Origin of the sequence: Streptomyces glaucus, from assembly GCF_039533365.1 — a bacterium.
Taxonomy (GTDB): Bacteria; Actinomycetota; Actinomycetes; order Streptomycetales; family Streptomycetaceae; genus Streptomyces; species Streptomyces glaucus.
In genome coordinates this window covers 141,185-166,029 of the sequence record NZ_BAAATK010000005.1, presented here as the reverse complement: position 1 = coordinate 166,029, position 24,845 = coordinate 141,185, and the positions used below count along the sequence as shown (strand labels likewise).

Here is a 24,845-nt window from a genome sequence, read left to right as displayed (position 1 = left end):
CGGATGAAGACCACCGAGAACCCCGCTCCCGTACCGGACGGATCCGGTGCCCCCGTCGCCGGGGCGGACCACCGGGCCGGCCCGCCGCCGAAGGAGAAGAGGGAGGGCGCCGTCCTCGACGTCTTCTCCCACGGCATCCTCGTCGTCTGGGCGGTCATGGTCGTGCTGCCGCTGCTGTGGGCGGTGATGACCTCCTTCAAGGACGACGGCTCGATCTTCGGCTCGCCCTGGTCGCTGCCGGACCGGCTGCGCTTCGACAACTGGTCGCGGGCCTGGACCGAGGCCGACATGGGCGACTACTTCCTCAACACCGTCCTGGTGGTGGGCGGCTCGCTCGTCGGCACGCTGGTGCTCGGCTCGATGGCGGCGTACGTGCTGGCCCGCTTCGACTTCCCGGGCAACCGGTTCGTCTACTACCTGTTCGTCGGCGGCATGAGCTTCCCGGTCATGCTGGCGCTGGTCCCGCTGTTCTTCGTCGTGAACAACATGGGCCTGCTGAACACCGTCCACGGGCTGATCCTGGTCTACATCGCCTACTCGCTGCCCTTCACGGTGTTCTTCCTCACCGCGTTCTTCCGCACCCTGCCGGCCTCGGTGGCGGAGGCCGCGTTCGTGGACGGCGCCTCGCACAGCCGGACGTTCTTCCAGGTCATGCTGCCGATGGCCAGACCGGGCCTGGTCAGCGTCGGCATCTTCAACTTCCTCGGGCAGTGGAACCAGTACCTGCTGCCGACGGTGCTCAACACCGAACCCGACCGGCGCGTCCTCACCCAGGGCCTGGTGCAGCTGGCGGTCAGCCAGGGCTACAAGGGCGACTGGTCCGGCCTGTTCGCCGGTCTGGTGATGGCGATGCTGCCGGTGCTCGCCGCCTACGTCGTCTTCCAGCGGCAGGTGGTGCAGGGCCTGACGGCGGGCGCGCTGAAGTAGCGCTCCGCGCCCTTTCGCGTACGCGCTGTTTCCGGTATGGAAACAGCGCGTACACGCCTGTGCACGATTCGGATGCGGTTCAACCTCTTGACGGGAGGCAACCCGAACAGCTCAGCTTAGAGTTCACTAGTTGGACATGGACGGGGCCTCATGGAAGCGGTCCCGCGCGCAGGAGGTCGTCGTGGAGACTCCGGGGTCGCAGTCGTCGCTGCACCGAGCCAACCTGGAGCGGGTCGTCCGAGCCGTACGGCTGGCCGGTTCGCTCACCCAGGCGGAGATCGCGAGGACGACGGGCCTGTCCGCGGCGACGGTCTCCAACATCGTCCGGGAGCTGAAGGACGGCGGCACGGTCGAGGTCACGCCCACCTCGGCGGGGGGCCGCCGGGCCCGCGCGGTCTCGCTGAGCGGGGACGCGGGCATCGTCATCGGCGTCGACTTCGGGCACACGCATTTGCGGGTCGCGATCGGGAACCTCGCCCACCAGGTGCTGGCCGAGGAGTCCGAGCCGCTCGACGTGGACGCCTCCTCGGCGCAGGGCTTCGACCGGGCGGAACAGCTGGTCAACCGGCTGATCGAGGCCACCGGGGTCGACCGGTCCAAGATCGCCGGGGTGGGGCTCGGCGTGCCCGGCCCGATCGACGTCGAGTCCGGGAAGCTGGGCTCGACCGCCATCCTGCCCGGCTGGGGCGGCACCAGGCCCGCCGAGGAGCTGCGGGAGCGGCTCGGCGTGCCCGTGCACGTGGACAACGACGCCAACCTCGGCGCCCTCGGCGAGCTGGTGTGGGGCAGCGGCCGGGGGGTGAAGGACCTGGCGTACATCAAGGTCGCCAGCGGCGTCGGCGCGGGGCTGGTGATCGACGGCAAGATCTACCGGGGACCGGGCGGCACGGCGGGGGAGATCGGGCACATCACCCTCGACGAGGCCGGCCCCGTCTGCCGCTGCGGGAACCGGGGCTGCCTGGAGACGTTCGCGGCCGCACGCTACGTGCTCCCGCTCCTCCAGCCCAGCCACGGCGCCGACTTGACGCTGGAGGGCATCGTACGGCTGGCGCGGAACGGCGACCCGGGCTGCCGCCGGGTGATCGCCGACGTCGGCCGCCACATCGGCAGCGGAGTGGCCAATCTCTGCAACCTGCTGAACCCGAGCCGGGTGGTCCTCGGCGGTGATCTCGCCGAGGCCGGCGAACTGGTCCTCGGGCCGATCCGGGAGTCCGTCGGGCGTTACGCGATCCCCAGCGCCGCGCGCCAGCTGTCCGTTCTGCCCGGAGCGCTCGGCGGCCGTGCCGAGGTGCTGGGGGCGCTGGCCCTCGCGCTCAGCGAGATGGGGGATTCGACCCTTTTGGAGGGAGCCCTCTCCGCGACCGCTCCCGCCTTCACTTAGAGAACGGATGGCACCGTTGCCAACCCGTTAAGGATTTACTTCTTGACGTCGTACGCGTGGCCGAGTTGACTTCCAGCCACCTCGGCCGCAACGACGCGGCCTCGTCAGGGAGGTTTCTGAAGTGAACACGCGTATGCGTCGTGCCGCCGTTGCCATCGCAGCAGGTGCGATGGCCGTCTCGCTGGCCGCCTGTGGCAGCGCGAAGGAGGCCGGCGACAGCAAGGACGGCTCGGACTCCGCCGCCAAGGGCGACGACATCAAGGTCGGTCTGCTGCTCCCGGAGAACCAGAACGCGCGCTACGAGAAGTTCGACAAGCCCTTGATCGAGAAGAAGGTCAAGGAGCTCACGAACAACAAGGGCGAGGTCGTCTACGCCAACGCCAAGCAGGACGCCAGCCTGCAGAACCAGCAGGTCGACACGATGGTGACCAACAAGGTCGACGTGCTGATCGTGGACGCGGTGGACTCCAAGGCCATCGCCGGCTCGGTGAAGAAGGCCAAGGAGGCGGGCATCCCCGTCGTCGCCTACGACCGCCTGGCCGAGGGCCCGATCGACGCCTACACCTCGTTCGACAACGAGACCGTCGGCAAGACGCAGGGCGAGGCCCTCCTGAAGGCCCTGGGCGACAAGGCCAAGGACGGCCAGATCGTCATGATGAACGGGTCGGCCACCGACCCGAACGCCGCCCAGTTCAAGAAGGGCGCCCACTCCGTCCTCGACGGCAAGGTGAAGATCGGCCGCGAGTACGACACCAAGGAGTGGAAGCCGGAGAACGCCAACTCCAACATGGAGGGCGCCATCTCCGCCCTCGGCAAGGACAAGATCGTCGGCGTGTACTCCGCCAACGACGGCATGGCGGGCGGCATCATCACCGCGCTGAAGGCGGCCGGCATCGACGACATCCCGGTCACCGGCCAGGACGCGGAACTCGCGGGTGTGCAGCGCATCATCACCGGTGAGCAGTACATGAGCGTCTACAAGTCGTACCCGAAGGAGGCCGAGGTCGCCGCCGAGATGGCGGTCGCCCTCGCCCAGGGCAAGTCGCTGGACTCCATCGCCAACGACAAGGTCGACAGCCCCACCGCCAAGGGCATCCCGGCCATCATCGTCCCGGTCGTCTCGCTGACCCAGGACAACATCAAGGACACCGTCATCAAGGACGGCATCTACACGGTCAACGAGATCTGCACCGACAAGTACAAGTCGGCCTGCGACAAGATCGGCCTCAAGTAAGCACCGGTCAGGTCCCTTACGGAACACGGGAGTCCGCGCGGATTCCCGTACGGGACCGGCTGCGCGAAACTCCTCCGGCGCCCCGCGCCCATCCAGCCCCGCAAGCTAGGCGGGGCGCCGGACGGATTCCACGGACGCCGTGGCCCCGCGACCCCCGCGGATCCCGCAGCGTCCCTCCTCAAACTTTCCTGCACTACCTTCCGCCGGGTCAGGCGGCGAAGGAGATGGTTCACGTGTCCGCTACGCCCGTGCTGGCGTTGCGCGGGGTCTCCAAGCGGTTCGGTGCCGTTCAGGCGCTCACCGACGTAGAGCTTGAGGTCCACGCCGGTGAAGTGGTCGCCCTGGTGGGCGACAACGGCGCCGGAAAATCCACGCTGGTCAAGACGATCGCCGGCGTGCACCCCATCGATGAGGGCGTCATCGAGTGGGAGGGCAAGGCCGTTACGATCAGCAAGCCGCACGACGCCCAGAACCTGGGCATCGCGACCGTCTACCAGGACCTCGCGCTGTGCGACAACATCGACGTCGTCGGAAACCTCTACCTGGGCCGGGAGCTCCGCAAGCGCGGTGTCCTGGACGAGGTGGAGATGGAGCGCCGCTCCCGCGAGCTGCTGGACACGCTGTCGATCCGCATCCCCAGCGTCCGCATCCCGATCGCCTCGCTCTCCGGCGGCCAGCGCCAGGTGGTGGCGATCGCCCGGTCCATGCTCGGCGAGCCCAAGCTGGTCATCCTCGACGAGCCCACCGCCGCCCTCGGCGTCGAGCAGACCGCCCAGGTCCTCGACCTCGTGGAGCGGCTGCGCGAGCGCGGCCACGCCGTCATCCTCATCAGCCACAACATGGCCGACGTCAAGGCGGTGGCCGACAAGGTCGCCGTCCTGCGCCTGGGGCGCAACAACGGCGTCTTCGAGGTCAAGTCGACCTCGCAGGAAGAGATCATCTCCGCCATCACGGGCGCCACGGACAACGCCGTGACCCGTCGTGCGGCGCGCACCAATGGGGAGATCAAGAAGTGAGCATCGACAAGACCTCCACGGCTCCGGCCACCTCCGAGGACACCGTCGTGGAGAACCCCGAGGCACCGGCCGGCGCCGTCACCGTCGTCGACCCCCGGCTGCTGGTGCGCGAACAGGGTCTCGCCGGCTACGTCTCCGAGTTCAAGCGGAAGATGAAGTCCGGTGACCTGGGCTCGATCCCGGTCGTCATCGGCCTGGCGGTCATCTGGGCCATCTTCACCAGCCTGAACTCCAACTTCCTCACCGCCGGCAACCTCTCCGACATGTCCGTCGCGATGGTCGGCACCGGCATGATCGCCGTCGGCATCGTCTTCGTGCTGCTGCTCGGCGAGATCGACCTGTCGGTCGGCTCGGTCAGCGGTGTCGCGGGCGCCACCTTCGCGGTGCTGAACGTCACCAACGGCATGAACGAGTGGCTCGCCTTCCTGCTGGCCATCCTCACCGGCACGGTGGCCGGCGCGATACACGGCTTCTTCTTCGCCAAGATCGGCGTCCCGGCGTTCGCCGTCACGCTGGCCGGCCTGCTGTTCTGGAACGGCTTCATGCTCCAGATCCTGGGCGACAACGGCACCATCAACCTCGACTCCGAGGGCGTGGTGGCCAAGCTGACCAGCTACTACTTCTCCGACGTGGCCGCCGCCTACGGCCTGGCCGCCGTGGTGACCGCCGTCTACTTCCTCAGCTCCTTCTACGGCAACCGCCGCCGCGAGGCCGCGGGCGTGCCGTCCCAGCCGCTGAGCGAGACCGTTCTGCGGACCGCGCTGCTGGCGATCGTGGCCTTCGTCGTCGCGGTCGTCTTCAACCAGTACAAGGGCCTGCCGCTGGCCGTGGTGATCTTCATCGCGATGCTGCTGGTCACCGACTTCGTGCTGCGGCGCACCGCGTACGGCCGGAAGGTGTTCGCGCTCGGCGGCAGCGTCGAGGCATCCCGCCGGGCCGGCATCAACGTGGCGATGGTGCGGATCTCGGTCTTCGCGATCTCCGGTACGTTCGCCGCGCTGGGCGGCCTGTTCATCGCGTCGAAGATCGCCTCCGCCAACCAGGGCGCCGGCGGCGGCGACCTGCTGATGAACGCGATCGCCGCGGCCGTCATCGGCGGCACGTCGCTGTTCGGCGGCCGCGGGCGGACCTGGAACGCGCTGCTCGGCGTGCTGGTCATCGTGTCCATCCAGTACGGCCTCGCGCTGGAGGGCATCGCCTCGCCGGTGCAGTACATGATCACCGGTGGTGTGCTGCTGGCCACGGTGGTGATCGACGCCGTCACCCGCAAGACGCAGAAGACGGCGGGGCGCGCGTAACCGCCCGCTTCCCGAGGGTCCTGCGCCCGGCACCGACGGCGGTGCCGGGCGCAGCCGTGTCGTGGGACGGGCCGTCGCCGGGTACGGCCTGACGCGTGACCTACGACGCACCGCCCGGGGCAGTTCCGGTACGGCGGAACATTAGACTCGACACGCCCGGCAACAGCTCGAACAGCTCTACTGCAAGGAGGCACGGGTGCCGCTGCTGACCCGCATCAGGGGACCGCGCGATCTGGACCGGCTCAGCCTGGAGGAGCTGGGACAGCTGGCCGAGGAGATCCGGACCTTCCTCGTCGACGCCGTCTCCAAGACCGGCGGCCACCTCGGCCCCAACCTCGGCGTGGTGGAGCTCACCATCGCCCTGCACCGCGTCTTCGACTCGCCCCGGGACAAGGTGCTGTGGGACACCGGCCACCAGTCCTACGTGCACAAGCTGCTCACCGGCCGTCAGGACTTCTCCCGGCTGAAGATGAAGGGCGGCCTGTCCGGCTACCCCTCGCAGGCCGAGTCCGAGCACGACGTCATCGAGAACAGCCACGCCTCCACCGTCCTCGGCTGGGCCGACGGCCTGGCGAAGGCCAACCAGCTGCTGGAACGCGACAGCCACGTGGTCGCCGTCATCGGCGACGGCGCGCTCACCGGCGGCATGGCCTGGGAGGCGCTGAACAACATCGCCGACGCCAAGGACCGCCCGCTGGTCATCGTCGTCAACGACAACGAGCGCTCCTACGCGCCCACCATCGGCGGCCTCGCCAACCACCTCGCGACCCTGCGCACCACCGACGGCTACGAGCGCTTCCTGGCCCGCACCCGGGAGGTGCTGGAGCGCACGCCGGTCGTCGGCAAGCCGCTCTACGACACCCTGCACGGCGCCAAGAAGGGCCTGAAGGACTTCATCGCCCCGCAGGGCCTGTTCGAGGACCTCGGCCTGAAGTACGTCGGCCCGATCGACGGCCACGACATCGAGGCCCTGGAGTCCGCGCTCGCCCGCGCCAAACGCTTCGGCGGGCCCGTCATCGTGCACTGCCTGACCGAGAAGGGCCGCGGCTACCAGCCCGCCCTGCAGGACGAGGCGGACCGCTTCCACGCCGTCGGCAAGATCCACCCCGACACCGGCCTGCCGATCGCCACCTCCGGCGCCGACTGGACGTCCGTCTTCGGCGACGAGATGGTCCGGCTCGGCGAGGAGCGCGAGGACATCGTCGCCATCACCGCCGCGATGCTCCAGCCGGTCGGCCTGGACAAGTTCGCCAAGCGCTTCCCGGAGCGGGTGTACGACGTCGGCATCGCCGAGCAGCACGGCGCGGTCTCCGCGGCGGGCCTGGCCACCGGCGGCCTGCACCCGGTCTTCGCCGTGTACGCCACCTTCCTCAACCGCGCCTTCGACCAGGTGCTGATGGACGTGGCCCTGCACAGGTGCGGTGTGACCTTCGTGCTGGACCGGGCCGGCATCACCGGCACCGACGGCGCCTCCCACAACGGCATGTGGGACATGTCGATCCTCCAGGTCGTGCCCGGCCTGCGCCTGGCCGCCCCGCGCGACGCCGACCAGGTCCGCGCCCAGCTGCGCGAGGCCGTCGAGGTCGAGGACGCGCCGACCGTGGTCCGCTTCTCCAAGGGCGCCGTCGGCCCCGCCGTGCCCGCCGTGGGCCGCGTCGGCGGCATGGACGTGCTGCGCGAGCCCGGCACCGACCGCCCGGACGTGCTGTTGGTCTCGGTCGGCGCCCTCGCGCCGATGTGCCTGGAGGTCGCCGCCCTGCTCGACCAGCAGGGCATCTCCACCACCGTCGTCGACCCGCGCTGGGTCAAGCCGGTCGACGAGGCCATGGCCCCGCTCGCCGAGCGGCACCGCGTGGTCGTCACCGTCGAGGACAACTCCCGCGTCGGCGGCGTCGGCTCCACGATCGCGCAGGCCCTGCGGGACGCGGGCGTCGACGTACCGCTGCGCGACTTCGGCATCCCGCCGCGCTTCCTCGACCACGCCTCCCGCGCGGAGGTGCTGGCCGAGATCGGGCTGACCGCCCCCGACATCGCCCGCCAGGTCACCGGACTCGTCGCCAAGCTCGACGGCCGGTACGGCCGTACCGAGGTCGGCTCGGTGGAGGCCGCGCGCGACTGACGCCCCCCGCCGCGGGTCCGGACGGGCCGGGGTCGCCACTCTTTGCGGTGGCGGCCCCGGCCCGTCCGCGTGAATCAACCCGTATCGGGGCATACCTACCACGCCCCCTCTCGATCGTGTCGAGGACGACAAGCGTGGGAGGTCATCCCGATGAGCAGCACCCTCTTCCGGACGAAGAAGGTCGAGCAGTCCATCCTCGACACCGAGGAGCCGGAACACGCGCTGAAGAAATCCCTGTCCGCGTTCGACCTGACCGTCTTCGGCGTCGGTGTCATCATCGGCACCGGCATCTTCGTGCTGACCGGCACGGTCGCCAAGAACAACGCCGGGCCCGCCGTGGCCCTGTCCTTCGTCGCGGCCGGTGTCGTCTGCGCGCTCGCCGCGCTCTGCTACGCCGAGTTCGCCTCCACGGTCCCGGTGGCCGGCTCGGCGTACACCTTCTCCTACGCCTCGCTCGGGGAGCTGCCGGCCTGGATCATCGGCTGGGACCTGGTCCTGGAGTTCGCGCTCGGCACGGCGGTGGTCGCCGTCGGCTGGTCCGGCTACATCCGCTCGCTGATGGACAACGCGGGCTGGCGGATGCCGGAGGGGCTCGCCGGGCCCACCGCGGCCGACGGCTTCAGCTTCGACATCCTCGCCGCCGCCCTGGTGCTGGTGCTCACCGGCGTCCTCGTCCTCGGCATGAAGCTGTCGGCGCGGGTCACCTCCCTGGTGGTCGCCGTCAAGGTGACCGTCGTCCTGGTCGTGATCATCGCGGGCGCCTTCTTCGTCACGGCCGACAACTACGACCCGTTCATCCCGAAGGCGCAGCCCGTGGAGGCCGGCGGCGGCCTGCACGCGCCGCTGATCCAGCTGATGTTCGGCTGGGCCCCGTCCAACTTCGGCGTGATGGGCGTCTTCACCGCCGCCTCCGTCGTCTTCTTCGCCTTCATCGGCTTCGACATCGTCGCCACCGCCGCCGAGGAGACCAGGAACCCGCAGCGGGACATGCCGCGCGGCATCCTCGGCTCCCTGCTCATCTGCACCGTGCTGTACGTCGCCGTGTCGATCGTCGTCACCGGCATGCAGCACTACAGCCGGCTGTCCGAGGACGCCCCGCTCGCCGACGCCTTCAAGTCCACCGGGCACCCCTGGTACGCGGGCTTCATCAGCTTCGGCGCCGCCGTCGGCCTGACCACGGTGTGCATGATCCTGCTGCTCGGCCAGACCCGGGTGTTCTTCGCGATGAGCCGGGACGGGCTGCTGCCCCGGTTCTTCTCCCGCGTCCACCCCCGGTTCAGGACCCCGCACCGGCCGACCATCCTGCTCGGCGTGCTCATCGCGATCGTCGCGGGCTTCACCAGCCTCAGCGAACTCGCCGAGCTGGTGAACATCGGCACGCTGTTCGCCTTCGTCGTCGTCGCGATCAGCGTGATCATCCTGCGCAGGACGCGCCCCGACCTGCACCGCTCCTTCCGCACCCCGTGGGTGCCGGTCCTGCCGGTCCTGTCGGTGCTGGCCTCGCTGTGGCTGATGCTCAACCTGCCCGCCGAGACCTGGGTCCGCTTCGCCGTCTGGATGGCGATCGGCTTCGTCGTGTACTTCCTGTACGGCCGCACCCACAGCCGGCTCGCCCGCGGCGAGGAGACCACGGTCGGCGAGGTGCTGGGGCCGCAGGGCCCGGACCGGCGGTAGCCGGGCGCCGGGCGCGGACCGGGAGCCGGGCCGCCGGGCGCGGGTCAGGGGCGGACGGTGCGCGGCCCCGCCACCTCGGCCCCCAGTTCCGCCACCCGGCGGCGCAGCTCCCGGTCCGCGGTGACCACCAGGACGGGACGCCCGTCCGCCCGCGCCACCAGGTCCACCATGTGGTCGTCCCCGCTGCCCGGCGCCGGCTCCACCCGCACGCCCGGCACGGAGTCCACCCCGCGGGCCGCGCCCTCCACCACCAGGACGATCTCCACGGGCCCCGGACGCCCCGGCACCCCGTCCGCGGCCAGCCGGTCCCGCAGCCGCCGCGCGGCTCCCCGCCGGTCCCGCCACCATCCGTCGGGCACCGACCCGACGACGTTCGCGGCGTCCACGATCACGAGCAGGGGAGCGCTGTCGTCCATGCGGCCAGGGTCGCACGCCCGGCGCCGGCGGGCGGGGCCGGGCCGCGGCATCCGCGGCGTTCCGCATACAGTGAACCGGTGATCGGCGACTGGCTCCTGCGCGGCCGTGACGGCCGCCTCACCGTCTACCTGCCGTCCGGCGACGCCGTCCTGTGCCGTGCCGAGCGCTTCCCCGGAGGACCCTGGGAGGCGCCCCGCAGGATCGGCGGCGACCAGAAGCTGCACCCCGGCCTCGCGGTCGGGCAGGGCGCCGACGGCTACGCCCACCTCGTCGCCTGGCGGCCCACCGTGCGGGGCGAGTCGGGCCTGGTGCACTCCACCCACTTCCGGCCGCTGCTGGCGCCCCTGGACTGGAACCCGGTCGGCCACCCGAACAAGAAGGGGAAGCGCACCGGGCCGCCCGCCGTCGCGGTGGACGCCCAGGGGCGGGCCCACCTCTTCGTCCGCAACGACGGTGGCGGGGTGAGCATGCTCGGGCAGAAGGAGAAGGGCGGCTGGGGCCCGTGGCGGGACCTCGGCGGGCAGGACGTCCAGGAGCTCGCGGCCGTGACGGGGGAGTCCGGCAGGGTCGAGCTGTACGCGGCCGTGCCCGGCGGGCTGCTGCACTGGCGGCAGGAGACGCCGGGCACCCCGCCGGTGCTCCAGGAGGAGACCGAGGCGTCGGCGCGGCCCGGCACCCTGCGGGCGCTCGCCACGTCCCCGGAGCGCACCACGCTGTTCTTCACCGACGGCTCCGGCGAGGTGTGCGCCTGGCGGCCCGCCGGCAAGCCGGTGCCGCTGATCGACTCGGCCGGCCCCGGCCCGGTCCGTGCCGTCCGCTGCGACATCGGGGGCCACGACTGCACGCTGCTCGCCCAGCGCTCCACGAGCGGCCGCGTCGCCTTCGCCGCGTACCCCACGCAGCGGGAGTCGGCCGGCGCCTGGTGGACCGAGTCCGGCCCCGCGCTGCCCGCGGACGCCGAGGTGTCCCTCGCGCTGGACGGGGACGGCCGGGTGGCCGCCGCCACCCTGTCCCCCTCCACCGGGCAGCTCCTCCTGACCCGCCGCAAGGCCGAACCCGGGCTGGCGCTGGAGGCCTGGCGGGCCGTCTGAGGCCCGGGACGCACGCAAAAAAAGGGGGGTGGGGCGTACGGACCGCCGCCGTACGCCCCACCCCCCTTCGAGCGGGCTTCGGGTTACGCCGGGACGCTCGCCACGCCCGGCGCCAGGAACCGCCGGCCGGTGACGCGCTCGGAGACGCCCTCGCGGTCCAGGTACGGCGTGATGCCGCCCAGGTGGAAGGGCCAGCCGGCGCCGGTGATCAGGCACAGGTCGATGTCCTGCGCCTCGGCGACGACGCCCTCGTCGAGCATGAGCCCGATCTCCTGCGCCACCGCCTCCAGGACACGGGTGCGGACCTGCTCCTCGGTGAGGACGACGTCGCCCTGCTTCAGCAGCGCGGCGACCTCCGGGTCCAGCTCGGGCTTGCCGCTGTCGTGGACGTAGAAGCCGCGCTTGCCCGCCGCCACGACCGCCTTGAGGTTCGGGGAGACCGTGAAGCGGTCCGGGAACGCCCGGTTCAGCGTCTCGGAGACGTGCAGGCCGATGGCCGGGCCGACCAGCTCCAGCAGGACCAGCGGCGACATCGGCAGGCCCAGCGGCTCGACCGCCTTCTCGGCGACCTCGACCGGGGTGCCCTCGTCGATGACGTTCTGGATCTCGCCCATGAAGCGGGTCAGGATGCGGTTCACGACGAACGCCGGGGCGTCCTTGACCAGCACCGCCGTCTTCTTCAGCTTCTTGGCCACCGCGAAGGCGGTCGCCAGCGCGGCGTCGTCGGTCTGCTCGCCGCGGACGATCTCCAGCAGCGGCAGGACGGCGACCGGGTTGAAGAAGTGGAAGCCGACGACCCGCTCGGGGTGCTTCAGCTTCGACGCCATCTCCGACACCGACAGCGAGGAGGTGTTGGTGGCGAGGATCGCGTGCTCCGGCGCGACCGCCTCGACCTCGGCGAACACCTGCTGCTTGACGCCCATCTCCTCGAAGACCGCCTCGATGACGAAGTCGGCGTCCGAGAAGCCCTCGGTCTTGTCCAGGACGCCGCTCACCAGCGCCTTGAGACGGTTGGCCTTGTCCTGGTCGATGCGGCCCTTGCCGAGCAGCTTGTCGATCTCGGCGTGGACGTAGCCCACGCCCTTGTCGATCCGCTCCTGGTCGATGTCGGTCAGCACGACCGGCACCTCCAGGCGGCGCAGGAACAGCAGCGCGAGCTGGCTGGCCATCAGGCCGGCGCCGACGACGCCGACCTTGGTGACCGGGCGGGCCAGGCTCTTGTCCGGGGCGCCCGCGGGGCGCTTGCCGCGCTTCTGCACCAGGTTGAACGCGTAGAGGCCGGCGCGCAGCTCGCCGCTCATGATCAGGTCGGCGAGCGCCTGGTCCTCGGCGTCGTAGCCCCGCTGGAGGTCGCCGTCCTTGGCGGCGGCGATGATGTCCAGGGCGCGGTAGGCGGCCGGGGCCGCGCCGTGCACCTTGGAGTCGGCGATGAACCGGCCCCGGGCGACGGCCTGGTCCCAGGCCTCGCCGCGGTCGATCGCCGGCCGCTCGACGGCGATCTCGCCCTTGAGGACGGCCGCGGTCCAGACGAGCGACTGCTCCAGGAAGTCGGCGCCCTCGAACAGCGCGTCGGCGATGCCGAGTTCGTAGACCTGCTTGCCCTTGAGCTGCTTGTTCTGGTTGAGGCTGTTCTCGATGATCACCGAGACGGCCTTGTCGGCGCCGATCAGGTTCGGCAGCAGGGTGCAGCCGCCCCAGCCGGGGACCAGGCCGAGGAAGACCTCGGGCAGGGAGAACGCCGGGACGGCCGCGGACACCGTGCGGTAGGTGCAGTGCAGGCCGACCTCGACGCCGCCGCCCATGGCCGCGCCGTTGTAGTACGCGAACGTCGGCACGGCGAGGCCCGAGAGACGCTTGAAGACGTCGTGGCCGCCCTTGCCGATGGCGTAGGCGTGGTCCCGCTCCTTCAGCAGCTCCACGCCCTTGAGGTCGGCGCCGACGGCGAAGACGAACGGCTTGCCGGTGATGCCGACGCCGACGATCTCGCCGTCCGCGGCCTCCTTCTCGACCTGGTCGATCGCGGCGTCCAGGTTCGCCAGCGACTGCGGGCCGAAGGTGGTCGGCTTGGTGTGGTCGTGCCCGTTGTCCAGGGTGATCAGGGCGAACCGGCCCGCGCCCAGGGGCAGGTCGAAGTGGCGTACGTGGGCCTGGGTGACGACCTCGTCCGGGAACAGGTCCGAGGCCTGCTGCAGAAGCTCGGCGGTGGTGCTCACTTGTCCCCCTCGAAGTGCGGGTTCTCCCAGATGACCGTGGCGCCCATGCCGAAGCCGACGCACATGGTGGTCAGGCCGTAGCGGACCTGCGGCTGCTCCTCGAACTGGCGGGCCAGCTGCGTCATCAGGCGGACGCCGGAGGAGGCCAGCGGGTGGCCGAAGGCGATGGCGCCGCCGTACTGGTTGACGCGCTCGTCGTCGTCGGCGATGCCGTAGTGGTCGAGGAAGGCCAGGACCTGGACGGCGAAGGCCTCGTTGATCTCGAACAGGCCGATGTCGGAGATGGACAGGCCCGCCTTGGCGAGGGCCTTCTCCGTGGCCGGGATCGGGCCGTAGCCCATGACCTCCGGCTCCACGCCCGCGAAGGCGTAGGAGACCAGGCGCATCTTCACCGGCAGCCCGTGCTCGCGGGCGAACTCCTCGGAGGCGATGACCGAGGCGGTGGCGCCGTCGTTCAGGCCGGCCGCGTTGCCCGCGGTGACCCGGCCGTGCACGCGGAACGGCGTCTTGAGGCCGGCGATGGACTCCAGGGTCGTGCCCGGGCGCATCGGCTCGTCGGCGGTGACCAGGCCCCAGCCGGTCTCGCCGCCTTCGGGGCTGGTGCGGCGCACGGAGATCGGCACCAGGTCGGCCTGGATCTTGCCGTTGGCGTAGGCCTTGGCGGCCTTCTCCTGGGAGCGCACCGCGTACTCGTCGGCGCGCGCCTTGGTGAGGTGCGGGAACCGGTCGTGCAGGTTCTCCGCCGTCATGCCCATGAACAGGGCGGACTCGTCGACGAGCTTCTCGGAGACGAACCGCGGGTTGGGGTCGACGCCCTCGCCCATCGGGTGACGGCCCATGTGCTCGACGCCGCCCGCGATGGCGACGTCGTACGCGCCGAACGCGATGGAGCCGGACACCGTGGTCACGGCGGTCAGGGCGCCCGCGCACATGCGGTCGATCGAGTAGCCCGGGACGGACTGGGGGAGACCGGCGAGGATGCCCGCCGTGCGGCCGATGGTCAGGCCCTGGTCGCCGATCTGGGTGGTCGCGGCGATGGCGACCTCGTCGATCTTCTTCGGGTCGAGACCGGGGTTGCGGCGCAGCAGCTCCCGGATCGCCTTGACGACGAGGTCGTCGGCGCGGGTCTCGTGGTAGATGCCCTTCGGGCCCGCCTTGCCGAACGGGGTGCGGACGCCGTCGACGAAGACGACGTCCCTGACGGTACGAGGCACGATGGCTCTCCTCCAGGGTGCGGGATGGCACTGCTGCGACACGCTGAGCGTGCGCTCAGATCCATGCTACTCGCGGGTAATGTCGGTGCCCAGTCCCCCCGCCCGGAGCGGTGAAGGTCACACCCCTGAATCACCCCTTCGGAGCCGGCCCCCGGGGGGCGCCTGCCCGGGCGCCCGCCTTCGGACCGGGGCCGCGCAGCCGCCTTTCCGCAGCCGGGTCAGCTCTTCGGGGAGCGGTGGAGCCCCGCGGCGTCAGCACCGGCGTGGGGACCGGGTGCGAGCCCGGCCCCTCCCCGGTGATCAGCCCGAACAGGGTCCGGGCCACGTCCGCGCCGAAGCCGTGCACGTCGTGGCTCATGGCGGACAGCGTCGGGTGGGTGAGCCGGCACAGCTGGGAGTCGTCCCAGGCCAGCAGCGACACGTCGGAGGGCACCTTCAGGCCCATCTCGGCGGCCACCGACAGCCCCGCCACCGCCATGAGGTCGTTGTCGTACACGATCGCCGTCGGCCGCTCCGGCGGCGCGGCGGTCAGCAGCGTCCTCGTCGCCCGCGCGCCCGCGTCGCCGGAGAAGTCGGTGGCGACCTGCCAGGCCCGGGCCAGCCCCAGCGCGCGGGCCGCCTCGTCGAAGGCGGCGGTGCGGATCGCGGTGTGCCCGAGGGCCGCCGTGCCGCCCACCCGGGCGATCCGCCGGTGCCCGAGCGCCGCCAGGTACCGCACGGCCTCCGCCACGGCCGAGGCGTCGTCGGTCCACACCGAGGTGAGCCCGCCGGTCAGCGAGGGGTGCCCGACGGCGACCGCCGGCAGGCCGAGCCGGCGGACCGTGTCCACCCGGGGGTCGCCGTCGCGGAAGTCCACCAGGATCGACCCGCCGATCTGCCGCCCCCGCCACCACGACTCCAGCAGCCCGGCCTCCTCCTCCACGTTCCGCACCAGCCGCAGCAGCAGCGAGCAGGACCGCTCGGTCAGCACGCTCTCCACCCCGGAGACGAACTCCATGTAGAACGGCTCCAGCCCGAGCAGCCGGGCCGGCCGGCACACCGCCAGCCCCACCACGTCCACCCGTGAGCCGGCCAGCGTCCGGGCGGTGCGGTTGGGCGCCCAGCCCAGTTCCCGGGCGGCCCGGAAGATCCGGTCCCGGGTGGCCTCCGACAGCCCCGGCTTGTGGTTGAAGGCGAGGGACACCGCCCCCTTGGACACGCCGGCGCGCGCGGCGACGTCCTTGATGGTGACGCGCCGGGATTCCCCCTCGGCCGGGCGCGGTGGGGAACCGGGGGGAGTCGGGGTTGCCGTCATCGCAGGGGCTCCACGCAGTACAGGGCCGAACGGGCGTGCTCCGCGTCCGGGGTCTTCCAGCCGCTTATTCCTATGGTCACCCGTTCGCCGGGCAGCAGGGTGACCAGCCCCCGGTCGGCCCGCGCCCCGGGGTCCAGCCGGTCGGCCTGGAGCAGCAGGTCCCGGACCAGGGTGCGGGCCGTCACGGTGATCCCGCCCGGCGCGAGCGCCACGTCGAACTCCGGCGGTACGTAGGGCACCTCGCGGTCGGGGACCGGGAAGTACAGGGCGCGCAGCCGGTCCGCGTCGGCGACCAGGAACTCCTCCGGGCCGGCCGGCACCAGGTCGCCGGGGACGCCGATCCGGGCCACCGCCCGCGCCCCGGCCGCGAGCCGCACGCTCGTCTCCCCGAGCAGCACGCCCTGGACGGACATCCGGCGCAGGACCAGGGTCCCCGACCACCGGCGCGCCGACTGGTTGACGGCCGCCAGCTCCAGGCCGCCGTCCCGCGCCCGGAGGGTCAGCAGCCGGTCCGCGTACAGCCGTTTCAGCTCGTGGTAGAGCGGCTTCTCGCGGCCGTCGCCGTCGATCGCGGCCCAGGAGGTCACCGGCCAGCAGTCGTTGAGCTGCCAGACGACGGTGCCCGCGCACACCGGCCAGTGCGACCGCCAGTGCTCGATCCCGGCGGCGACCGCCCGCGCCTGGTTGAGCTGCGTCAGGTAGTGCCAGCGGTCGAAGTCCCCCTCGGGGACGGCGAAGTGCCGGGCGAGCCCGCGCTCCAGCTTGCCGTTGCCGTCGTCCGCCTTCTGGTGGTGCAGCATGCCAGGGGAGTCCGGCGCGAGCTCCTCGCCGGGCAGCGCGCGGCGCAGCGTGGCGTACGCGGGCGGCGCCTGCCAGCCGAACTCGGCGACGAACCGCGGCACGCTCCGCCGGTAGTCGGCGTAGTCCGCGCGGTTCCACACCTCCCACGAGTGGTGCGTGCCGTGCGCCGGATCGTTCGGGTGGTGGTCCCAGGAGCCGGACCAGGGGCTGCCCGCCGTGTACGGCCGCGTCGGGTCCAGCTCGGCCACCACCCGCGGCAGCAGGCCCAGGTAGTACCCCTCGCCCCAGGAGTCCCCCGCCAGCCGCCGCTCCCAGTCCCAGTCGCGGAAGCCCCACAGGTTCTCGTTGTTGCCGTTCCACAGCGCCAGGGAGGGGTGCGGCATCAGCCGTACGACGTTCTCCCGGGCCTCGGCCTCCACCTCGCCGCGCAGCGGCTGCTCCTCCGGGTAGGCCGCGCAGGCGAACGGGAAGTCCTGCCACACCAGCAGCCCCAGCTCGTCGCAGGCGTCGTAGAAGTCCTCGCTCTCGTAGATGCCGCCGCCCCAGACCCGGACCAGGTCCACGCCCGCGCCGGCCGCCTGCGCCAGCCGCCGCCGGTAGCGCTCGCGGGTGATCCGGGAGGGGAAGACGTCGTCCGGGATCCAGTTGACGCCGCGCGCGAAGAGGCGTTCGCCGTTGACGACGAGGGTGAACCCGGTGCCGTGCGCGTCGGCCGAGGTGTCCAGCTCCACGGTCCGGAAGCCGACGCGCCGCCGCCACAGGTCCAGCACCTCGTCGCCGCGCAGCAGCGTCAGCTCGACCTCGTACAGCGGCTGCCCGCCGTACCCGCGCGGCCACCACAGCGCGGCGTCCGGCACCCGGAGCCGTACGGTCCCCCGCGCCCCGTCGACCTCCTCGCGCGCCCGCACCCCGCCGACCGCCGCTTCGAGGACCAGGGGCGCCTCGCCCCGGGCGCGCTCGACGTCGACGGACAGCTCGACGACCCCCGTGTCCCCGTCGACGGTGACGAGGGGCCGCACCCGGGCGATCCGCGCCGTCGACCAGTGCTCCAGCCGGACCGGGCGCCAGATGCCGGCCGTCACCAGGGTCGGCCCCCAGTCCCAGCCGAAGGAGCAGGCCATCTTGCGGACGTACTGGTAGGGCTCGGCGTAGGCGGCGGGCCGCTCGCCCAGCCGCTCCCGCACGGCCTCGGCCTCGGCGTAGGCGGAGGCGAACCGCACCGCGAGCCGCCCGCTCAGCCCGGTCACGTCGAACCGGTACGAGCGGTGCATGTTCCGCACCCGCCCCAGCACCCGCCCGTCCAGCAGGATCTCGGCGACGGTGTCCAGGCCGTCGAAGACGAGGTCGGTCCGCTCGTGGGCCGACGCGGCGCGCAGGTCCGTCTCGTACGTCCACTCCCGCCGCCCGACCCACGCCGCCTCCTTCTCGCCCAGGCCGAGGAACGGGTCGGGGATCAGCCCCGCCGCCAGCAGGTCGGTGTGCACGCAGCCGGGCACCTCGGCGGGCAGCACCTCCGCGGGGTCGTCCGGGTGTCGCAGGATCCATCCCTCGGTGAGCGGTGTGGCCTGAAGCATGCACACTCCCTAAACCGGTCTACCCCAGTGCTGGGAAACATTTTGGCATCGTTGGCGGAATAGAGACTTTACCGGTTCAGTAAGCGCCTGCCAGAGTGCCGAACCAGCCAACCAGTCGTGCTCGCCCGTTTCGGAACGGAGCTGGTGCCCATGAAGCGCCGCACAGTCCTCGCCGGATCGATCGCCGCCCTCGCCCTCCTGGCCTCCGCCTGCACGGGCACCGGAGGCTCCGCCGAGGGCGCGGACGCGACGGCCCCGGACGATCCGTCCGAGGTCCGCGGGACCATCACGGTCCTCACCCACCGGACCGACCTGGTGCAGGACGGGACCATGAAGAAGTACGCCGCGGAGTTCAACCGGACCCATCCCGGGGTGAAGGTCGAGTTCGACGCCCTCACCGACTACGAGGGCGAGGTCAAGATCCGGATGAACACGGAGAACTACGGCGACGTCCTGATGATCCCGGCGGTGATCGAGAAGAAGGACTACCCGAAGTTCTTCGCCTCGCTGGGCAGCCGGGCCGAGCTGAGCGAGAAGTACCGCTTCACCGACTACTCCACCGTGGACGGCAAGGTCTACGGCCAGAGCTCCCTCGGCGTGGTCCCGGGCTTCGTCTACAACAAGCGGGTGTGGCGGGAGGCCGGCGTCACCGGCTGGCCCACGACCCCGGCCGCGTTCCTCGACGCCCTGAGGGCCGTCGAGGCGCGGACGGACGCGGTGCCGTACTACACCAACTTCAAGGACATGTGGCCGCTGACCCAGTGGACCAACGTCAACGGCTCGGTCGGCTGCGACCCGCAGGCCACCACGAAGCTCGCCGAGGGCGACCCGTGGGCCGAGGGCGCCGACCTCAGGGTCGCCGACACGCTGCTGTACGACATCGTGCGCCGGGGGCTCGCGGAGAAGGACCCGACGACCACCAACTGGGAGGCGTCCAAGCCGAAGCTGGCCAAGGGCGAGATCGCCACCATGTGGCTGGGCTCCTGGGCGATCGTGCAGTTGCGGGACGCGGCCGAGCAGGCCGGCGCCGACCCGGACGACATCGGCTTCATGCCCTTCCCGGCGCAGCGGGACGGCGCGTTCTGCGCGGTGACCTCCCCCGACTACCAGCAGGCGGTCAACGTCCACTCCGAGCACAAGGCGGCCGCGCGCGCCTGGATCGACTGGTTCACCGACAAGTCCGGGTACGCGGCCGCCAACCTGGCGCTGTCCCCGCTCAAGGACGCCCCGCTGCCCGACGTGCTGAAGCCGTACCGGGACGCGGGGGTGAAGCTGATCGACCTCGACGACACCAAGGGCGCCGAGGTGAAGTCCATCGACAACCGGTCCGAGGTCGGCATCTACAAGCCCGGCTACCGCCAGGACCTCGTCGACCTCGCCCGCGGCGCCCGCGAGGGCGACCTGGAGGACTTCCTGGCCGGCCTCGGCGAGCGGTGGACCGAGGCGCAGCGGAACCTGGGGTCCTGATGGCCGGCGCGACGCAGAGGGCGGCGCGGCCGGTGCCGCCGGCCGCGCCCGCCGGATCCGGACCGGCACCCGTCCCGCGCGGCGCGCCGCGGTGGCGGCGCGTGACGCCCTGGCTGTTCCTGACCGCCCCGCTCGCCCTGCTGATCGCCTTCACCTACGCGCCGATCGTCAACATGGTCGCGTACAGCTTCACCGACTGGGACGGCGTCAGCCCCGGGCTGCACTACACGGGCACGGCGAACTACGCCGAGCTCTTCACCCGCCCCGAGCTGTTCGAGGTGTTCCTCGTCAGCGGCTACTACCTCGCCGCGTCCGTGGTGCAGATCGCCGCCGCGCTCTACTTCGCGACCGTCCTGAGCTTCGACGTCCGCTTCCGGAACTTCTTCAAGGGCGTGCTCTTCTTCCCGTACCTGATCAACGGGGTCGCGATCGGCTTCGTCTTCCTGTACTTCTTCCAGGACGGCGGCACCCTCGACTCGATCCTGCGCCTGTTCGGCCACGACGCCGACCACGCCTGGCTGTCCACACCCGCCTCGGCGAACCTCTCCCTGGCCGGCGTCTCCGTCTGGCGCTACCTGGGCCTGAACTTCGTGCTGTTCCTCGGCGCCATCCAGTCCATCCCGGGGGAGCTGTACGAGGCGGCCGAGCTGGACGGGGCGAACCGCTGGCAGCAGTTCCGCCACATCATCGCGCCCGGCATCCGGCCCGTCCTGAGCCTGACCGTGATCCTGTCCGTCTCCGGCTCGCTGTCGGTCTTCGAGATCCCGTACGTCATGACCGGCGGCGCCACCGGCACCGAGACCTTCGTGATCCAGACCGTGAAGCTGGCGTTCCAGTTCAACAAGACGGGGCTCGCCTCGGCGGCCGCGGTCGTGCTGCTGCTGATCATCCTGGCGGTGACCTGGGTGCAGCGGCGCCTCGTCCCCGACGACAAGGTGGACCTCGTATGACACGCCGTGCCGTGGCCCGCGCCCTGGTGTACCTGTCGCTGGTCCTCGCGACGCTGGTGGTGCTGCTGCCGCTCGTCGCGGTCTTCCTGACCTCGCTGAAGACCTCGAGGGAGATGGCGGACGACAGCGGCGCCCTGACGCTGCCCGACGACCCGTTCCACCTCGGCAACTACGTGACGGCCTTCCAGGACGGCCGGATGCCGGCCGCCTTCGCCAACACGGCGGTCATCCTCGTCGTCGCCATCGGCGGGACGGTCCTGATCGGCTCGATGACGGCCTACGCCATCGACCGCTTCACCTTCCGCTTCAAGAAACTGGTGGTGGCCCTGTTCCTGGTCGCCGCGCTGGTGCCCGGCGTGACGACCCAGGTGGCGACCTTCCAGATCGTCAACAGCCTCGGCCTGTTCGACACGCTGTGGGCGCCGGTCGCGCTCTACATGGGCACGGACATCGTGTCGATCTACATCTTCCTGCAGTTCGTCCGCTCCATCCCGGTCTCCCTGGACGAGGCGGCCCGCCTGGACGGCGCCAACGCGTTCACGATCTACCGGAAGGTCATCTTCCCGCTCCTCAAGCCGGCGATCGCGACGGTCGTGATCGTGAAGGGGATCAACGTCTACAACGACTTCTACATCCCGTTCCTCTACCTGCCGTCGGAGGAGCTCGGCGTGATCTCGACCTCCCTGTTCCGTTTCAAGGGCCCCTTCGGCGCGCACTGGGAGACGATCTCGGCCGGGACGGTCCTGGTCATCCTCCCCACGCTGATCGTCTTCCTGTTCCTGCAGCGGTTCGTCTACAACGGTTTCCTGCGGGGAGCGACCAGATGAGGGGCCGCGACGCGGACGCGCGGCCCGGCGGGCGCCGGCGCCGCGGCGCCCGCCGGCGGGAAGGCGGCGACCGGCCCTCAGGCGGACAGGGCCTCGGCCAGCACCGGCGCCACCAGCTCCACCTGCCAGGGCCGGGCCCCGTGTCCGGCCAGCGCCGCCCCCACGGACGCGGCGTCGACCACCGCCGGCGGCTCCCAGCACACCCTGCGCACCGCGTCCGGCGCCACCAGGTTCTCCTGCGGCGTGTTGAGCTGTTCGGCCAGCGCGGACACGGCGGCCCGCGCGGCGCTCAGCCGCTCCGCGGCGGCCGGATCCTTGTCGGCCCAGGCTCGCGGCGGCGGAGGCCCGGTCACCGGCTGCCCCTGCTGCGGCAGCTGCGCCTCGGGCAGCGCCCGGGCGCGGTCGATCGCCGCCTGCCACTGCTCCAGCTGCCGCCGCCCCATGCGCCCGAACCCGTTCAGCGAGGCCAGCGCGTGCGCGTTGGGCGGCATCCCGAGCGCCGCCTCCACGATGGCGGCGTCGCCGAGCACCTTGCCCGGCGAGACGTCCCGCCGCTGGGCGATCCGGTCCCGGGTCTGCCACAGCTCCCGCACGACGGCCAGCTGCCGGCGCCGCCGCACCTTGTGCATTCCGGACGTGCGCCGCCACGGGTCCTTGCGGGGCTCCGGCGGCGGGGCCGACGCGATCGCGTCGAACTCCTGGCGGGCCCACTCCAGCTTGCCCTGCCGCTCCAGCTCCTTCTCCAGCGCGTCGCGCAGGTCGACGAGGAGTTCGACGTCGAGGGCGGCGTAACGCAGCCACGGCTCGGGCAGCGGGCGGGTCGACCAGTCGACGGCCGAGTGCCCCTTCTCCAGCACGTAGCCCAGGACGCCCTCGACCATCGCGCCGAGGCCGACCCGCGGGAACCCGGCGAGCCGCCCGGCCAGCTCGGTGTCGAACAGACGGCTGGGCACCATGCCTATCTCGCGCAGGCAGGGCAGGTCCTGGGTGGCGGCGTGCAGCACCCACTCGGCGTCGGCCAGGGCCGCGCCGAGGCCGGACAGGTCGGGGCAGGCCACGGGGTCGATCAGCGCGGTCCCGGCGCCCTCGCGGCGCAGCTGGACCAGGTAGGCGCGCTGGCCGTAGCGGTAGCCGGAGGCGCGTTCGGCGTCGACGGCGACGGGTCCGGAACCGGCGGCGAAGGCGGCGGTCACCTCGGCGAGGGCGGCTTCGTCCGCGATCACGGGCGGAACGCCCTCGCGGGGCTCCAGCAGAGGGGTCGGCGCCCCCGTAGCAGAAGGTCCGCCGTCGTCCGGAGGGGCGCCTCCGGTGGTTCGCAGGGAACTGTCTGCTGCGGTCTCATGGGCGTCGGTCACATGTCAAGAGTATCCGTGCGAGGACGGCGCCCGCCGACGGAACGTTCCGTCGGCGGGCGCGGTGGGGTCGCGAACCGGTCAGGGCCGGGCGGGGCGGCTCCCGGCCGGGGCGGGGCGCGGCCGGGGATCGGGGGCCGATCGGTTCACCGCGGCGAACGCGGGTGGGCGGAGCGGGGCGGACGGAGCGGGAGCGGGGTGGGCGGGTGTCAGTGGATGATGCCGGTCCGCAGGGCCACCGCGACCATGCCGGCGCGGTCGCCGGTGCCCAGCTTGCGGGCGATGCGGGCGAGATGGCTCTTGACGGTCAGCGCGGACAGGCCCATCGAGACGCCGATCGCCTTGTTCGACTGGCCTTCCGCGACCAGGCGCAGCACCTCGACCTCGCGGCCGGACAGCTCGCGGTAGCCGCCCGGGTGGCTCGGAGCACCCGGGGGGCGGCGGTGCAGGCGCGCGGCGGCGGCGCCGATGGGGGCGGCACCAGGCCGGGTGGGGAGCCCGACGTTGGTGCGGGTGCCGGTGACGACGTAGCCCTTGACGCCGCCGGCGAGGGCGTTGCGTACGGCGCCGATGTCGTCGGCGGCGGACAGGGCGAGCCCGTTGGGCCAGCCCGCGGCTCTGGTCTCCGACAGCAGGGTGAGGCCGGAGCCGTCGGGCAGATGGACGTCGGCGACGCAGATGTCGCGGGGGTTGCCGATGCGGGGACGAGCCTCCGCGACGGACGAGGCTTCGATGACATCGCGTACGCCGAGCGCCCACAGGTGGCGGGTGACGGTGGAACGGACGCGTGGATCGGCCACGACCACCATGGCGGTCGGCTTGTTCGGGCGATAGGCGACCAGGCTTGCGGGCTGCTCTAGGAGAACGGACACCAGGCCTCCTGGGGTGCGGGACGGGGTCGGCTCATGGGGGATGAAGCCGGGACGAACCGTGCTTTCAAGGTCACAGTCGTCTTCGGCACCGAACCCGTCCGCCTTTAGGGGATGATCACGATTCGGTGAGTAACAATCCGTGCAATTCGGACAGTCGATCGATCATTCGAAGTCCGCGCGGCTTCGCTCTGCGCCGCTCTGCGCTCGGAAATGTCCGTATCGACAAAGTGACTCGACCAAGTGAGGGACGGGGGCGTGATCGGCCGGGAACAAGCGGATGATCGGCCCGGAACCGCCCCGCGCCGAGGCCGGTGACGGCCCGGCCGGCGGGCCCGTGGCCGGCTGCGGCTCCTCGGCCGACCGGGGGCCCCGCCGGGGGGCGTGGCCGCGGCCGGCCGGTGCGAGCGCGGCCGGCCGGCGTGGCCGCGGCCGGTCAGCGCGACTGCGGACCGCGCCGCTGCGGCAGCGTGACCACCGACGCGTCCCCCGGCCCGGCCGGCGGCAGGCCCGCGACCTGGGCGAGCAGATCGCACCAGGACGCCAGGTGCGCGGCGGTGTCCGGCACCCCGCCCAGGCCCTCCCGGGGCGTCCAGGACGCGCGGATCTCGATCTGCGAGGCGGCCGGGCGCGCGGACAGCCCGCCGAAGTAGTGCGAACTCGCACGCGTCACGGTGCCGCTCGGCTCGCCGTACCCCAGTCCGCGCGCCTGCAGCGCGCCGGTCAGCCAGGACCAGCACACCTCCGGCAGCAGCGGGTCCGCGGCCATCTCCGGCTCCAGCTCCGCGCGCACCAGCGTCACCAGCCGGAACGCGCCCCGCCAGGCCTCGTGCCCGGCCGGGTCGTGCAGCAGCACCAGACGGCCGTCGGCCAGGTCCTGCTCGCCGTCGACGACCGTCGCCTCCACCGCGTACGCGTACGGCGCGAGCCGCTGCGGCGCCGGGATCGGCTCCACCTCGACCTGGGGCCGCAGCCGCGCCGTCCTCAGCGCGTCGACGGCGGCCCGGAAGGGCGGCGGAACCGTCCTGCCCCCGTCCCGGACGTCCTCCTCGGTGTTCTTCGGTTCGTCCATTCCGCCAGCGTCGTCCGACAGTCGTCCCTGAGCCGCAGCCATGCGGGGAAGATTA

Annotated in this window: 19 protein-coding genes; 11 read left to right on the top strand and 8 right to left on the bottom strand. The window is 71.9% G+C overall.

Going from position 1 to position 24,845, the window contains the following annotated elements; translation table 11 throughout:
- The first annotated feature begins 3 nt into the window (after positions 1 to 3).
- The 7 genes from ABD363_RS05940 to ABD363_RS05910 all read left to right on the top strand — a co-directional run bounded on the left by ABD363_RS05940 (position 4) and on the right by ABD363_RS05910 (position 9,649).
- Positions 4 to 927, top strand: a complete 924-nt coding sequence (locus ABD363_RS05940) for a carbohydrate ABC transporter permease (protein ID WP_344600321.1) — start codon at positions 4 to 6, stop codon at positions 925 to 927.
- Positions 928 to 1,108: 181 nt separating this feature from the next.
- A complete protein-coding gene (locus ABD363_RS05935; protein WP_344600439.1) occupies positions 1,109 to 2,308 on the top strand; it encodes an ROK family transcriptional regulator in 1,200 nt (399 codons plus the stop codon).
- Between the two features lie 133 nt (positions 2,309 to 2,441).
- The gene (locus ABD363_RS05930; protein ID WP_344600437.1) at positions 2,442 to 3,542 is read left to right on the top strand and encodes an ABC transporter substrate-binding protein; all 1,101 of its coding nucleotides are present in this window, start codon (positions 2,442 to 2,444) and stop codon (positions 3,540 to 3,542) included.
- A 224-nt stretch (positions 3,543 to 3,766) separates the two neighbouring features.
- The gene (locus tag ABD363_RS05925) at positions 3,767 to 4,558 is read left to right on the top strand and encodes an ATP-binding cassette domain-containing protein (RefSeq protein ID WP_344600319.1); all 792 of its coding nucleotides are present in this window, start codon (positions 3,767 to 3,769) and stop codon (positions 4,556 to 4,558) included.
- Positions 4,555 to 5,856 carry a sugar ABC transporter permease gene (locus ABD363_RS05920; RefSeq protein WP_344600317.1) on the top strand — a complete coding sequence of 434 codons (1,302 nt, stop codon included), beginning with the start codon at positions 4,555 to 4,557 and terminating at the stop codon, positions 5,854 to 5,856. The genes ABD363_RS05925 and ABD363_RS05920 overlap by 4 nt, the downstream gene beginning before the upstream one ends.
- 196 nt (positions 5,857 to 6,052) lie before the next feature.
- The gene (dxs, locus tag ABD363_RS05915) at positions 6,053 to 7,975 is read left to right on the top strand and encodes a 1-deoxy-D-xylulose-5-phosphate synthase (protein ID WP_344600315.1); all 1,923 of its coding nucleotides are present in this window, start codon (positions 6,053 to 6,055) and stop codon (positions 7,973 to 7,975) included.
- A 150-nt stretch (positions 7,976 to 8,125) separates the two neighbouring features.
- Positions 8,126 to 9,649, top strand: coding sequence for an amino acid permease (locus ABD363_RS05910; RefSeq protein WP_344600313.1), 1,524 nt, complete (start codon positions 8,126 to 8,128; stop codon positions 9,647 to 9,649).
- 44 nt (positions 9,650 to 9,693) lie between these two features.
- Here ABD363_RS05910 and ABD363_RS05905 read toward each other — a convergent pair whose 3' ends face one another.
- On the bottom strand, positions 9,694 to 10,065 hold the full coding sequence (locus ABD363_RS05905) for a PIN domain-containing protein (protein ID WP_344600312.1): 372 nt from the start codon (positions 10,063 to 10,065) through the stop codon (positions 9,694 to 9,696).
- A 78-nt stretch (positions 10,066 to 10,143) separates the two neighbouring features.
- On the opposite strand from ABD363_RS05905, the gene ABD363_RS05900 reads away from it, so the two are divergent.
- Positions 10,144 to 11,157: a PLL family lectin gene (locus tag ABD363_RS05900; RefSeq protein ID WP_344600310.1), complete on the top strand. Its 1,014-nt coding sequence runs from the start codon at positions 10,144 to 10,146 to the stop codon at positions 11,155 to 11,157.
- Positions 11,158 to 11,240: 83 nt separating this feature from the next.
- Here the strand turns inward: ABD363_RS05900 and ABD363_RS05895 are convergent, their stop codons facing one another.
- From ABD363_RS05895 to ABD363_RS05880, 4 genes are all read right to left on the bottom strand, one after another.
- Positions 11,241 to 13,370 (bottom strand): 3-hydroxyacyl-CoA dehydrogenase NAD-binding domain-containing protein, encoded by a 2,130-nt coding sequence (locus ABD363_RS05895; protein ID WP_344600308.1) that lies wholly within the window; start codon positions 13,368 to 13,370, stop codon positions 11,241 to 11,243.
- A complete protein-coding gene (locus tag ABD363_RS05890) occupies positions 13,367 to 14,584 on the bottom strand; it encodes a thiolase family protein (RefSeq protein ID WP_344600306.1) in 1,218 nt (405 codons plus the stop codon). The genes ABD363_RS05895 and ABD363_RS05890 overlap by 4 nt, the downstream gene beginning before the upstream one ends.
- Positions 14,585 to 14,714: 130 nt before the next feature.
- Positions 14,715 to 15,878: a LacI family DNA-binding transcriptional regulator gene (locus tag ABD363_RS05885; protein ID WP_344600304.1), complete on the bottom strand. Its 1,164-nt coding sequence runs from the start codon at positions 15,876 to 15,878 to the stop codon at positions 14,715 to 14,717.
- Complete coding sequence (locus ABD363_RS05880) at positions 15,875 to 18,253, bottom strand: glycoside hydrolase family 2 protein (protein WP_344600302.1); 2,379 nt, start codon at positions 18,251 to 18,253, stop codon at positions 15,875 to 15,877. Before ABD363_RS05880 ends, ABD363_RS05885 begins: the two co-directional genes overlap by 4 nt.
- Before the next feature lie 150 nt (positions 18,254 to 18,403).
- Between ABD363_RS05880 and ABD363_RS05875 the strand changes: the two genes are divergently transcribed.
- From ABD363_RS05875 to ABD363_RS05865, 3 genes are read left to right on the top strand one after another with little or no spacing between them, the layout of a single operon-like run.
- Entirely contained in the window at positions 18,404 to 19,720 is a 1,317-nt protein-coding gene (locus ABD363_RS05875; protein ID WP_344600300.1) for an ABC transporter substrate-binding protein, read from the top strand.
- Positions 19,720 to 20,670, top strand: a complete 951-nt coding sequence (locus tag ABD363_RS05870) for a carbohydrate ABC transporter permease (RefSeq protein WP_344600298.1) — start codon at positions 19,720 to 19,722, stop codon at positions 20,668 to 20,670. The genes ABD363_RS05875 and ABD363_RS05870 overlap by 1 nt, the downstream gene beginning before the upstream one ends.
- Positions 20,667 to 21,497, top strand: a complete 831-nt coding sequence (locus ABD363_RS05865; protein WP_344600296.1) for a carbohydrate ABC transporter permease — start codon at positions 20,667 to 20,669, stop codon at positions 21,495 to 21,497. Before ABD363_RS05870 ends, ABD363_RS05865 begins: the two co-directional genes overlap by 4 nt.
- 77 nt (positions 21,498 to 21,574) lie before the next feature.
- Here the strand turns inward: ABD363_RS05865 and ABD363_RS05860 are convergent, their stop codons facing one another.
- The 3 genes from ABD363_RS05860 to ABD363_RS05850 form a co-directional block, all read right to left on the bottom strand.
- Entirely contained in the window at positions 21,575 to 22,852 is a 1,278-nt protein-coding gene (locus ABD363_RS05860; RefSeq protein WP_344600294.1) for an HRDC domain-containing protein, read from the bottom strand.
- A gap of 206 nt (positions 22,853 to 23,058) precedes the next feature.
- Positions 23,059 to 23,721, bottom strand: coding sequence for a response regulator transcription factor (locus tag ABD363_RS05855; RefSeq protein WP_003972894.1), 663 nt, complete (start codon positions 23,719 to 23,721; stop codon positions 23,059 to 23,061).
- Between the two features lie 433 nt (positions 23,722 to 24,154).
- Positions 24,155 to 24,832, bottom strand: coding sequence for a DUF3000 domain-containing protein (locus ABD363_RS05850; protein ID WP_344600292.1), 678 nt, complete (start codon positions 24,830 to 24,832; stop codon positions 24,155 to 24,157).
- Between the last annotated feature and the right edge of the window lie 13 nt (positions 24,833 to 24,845).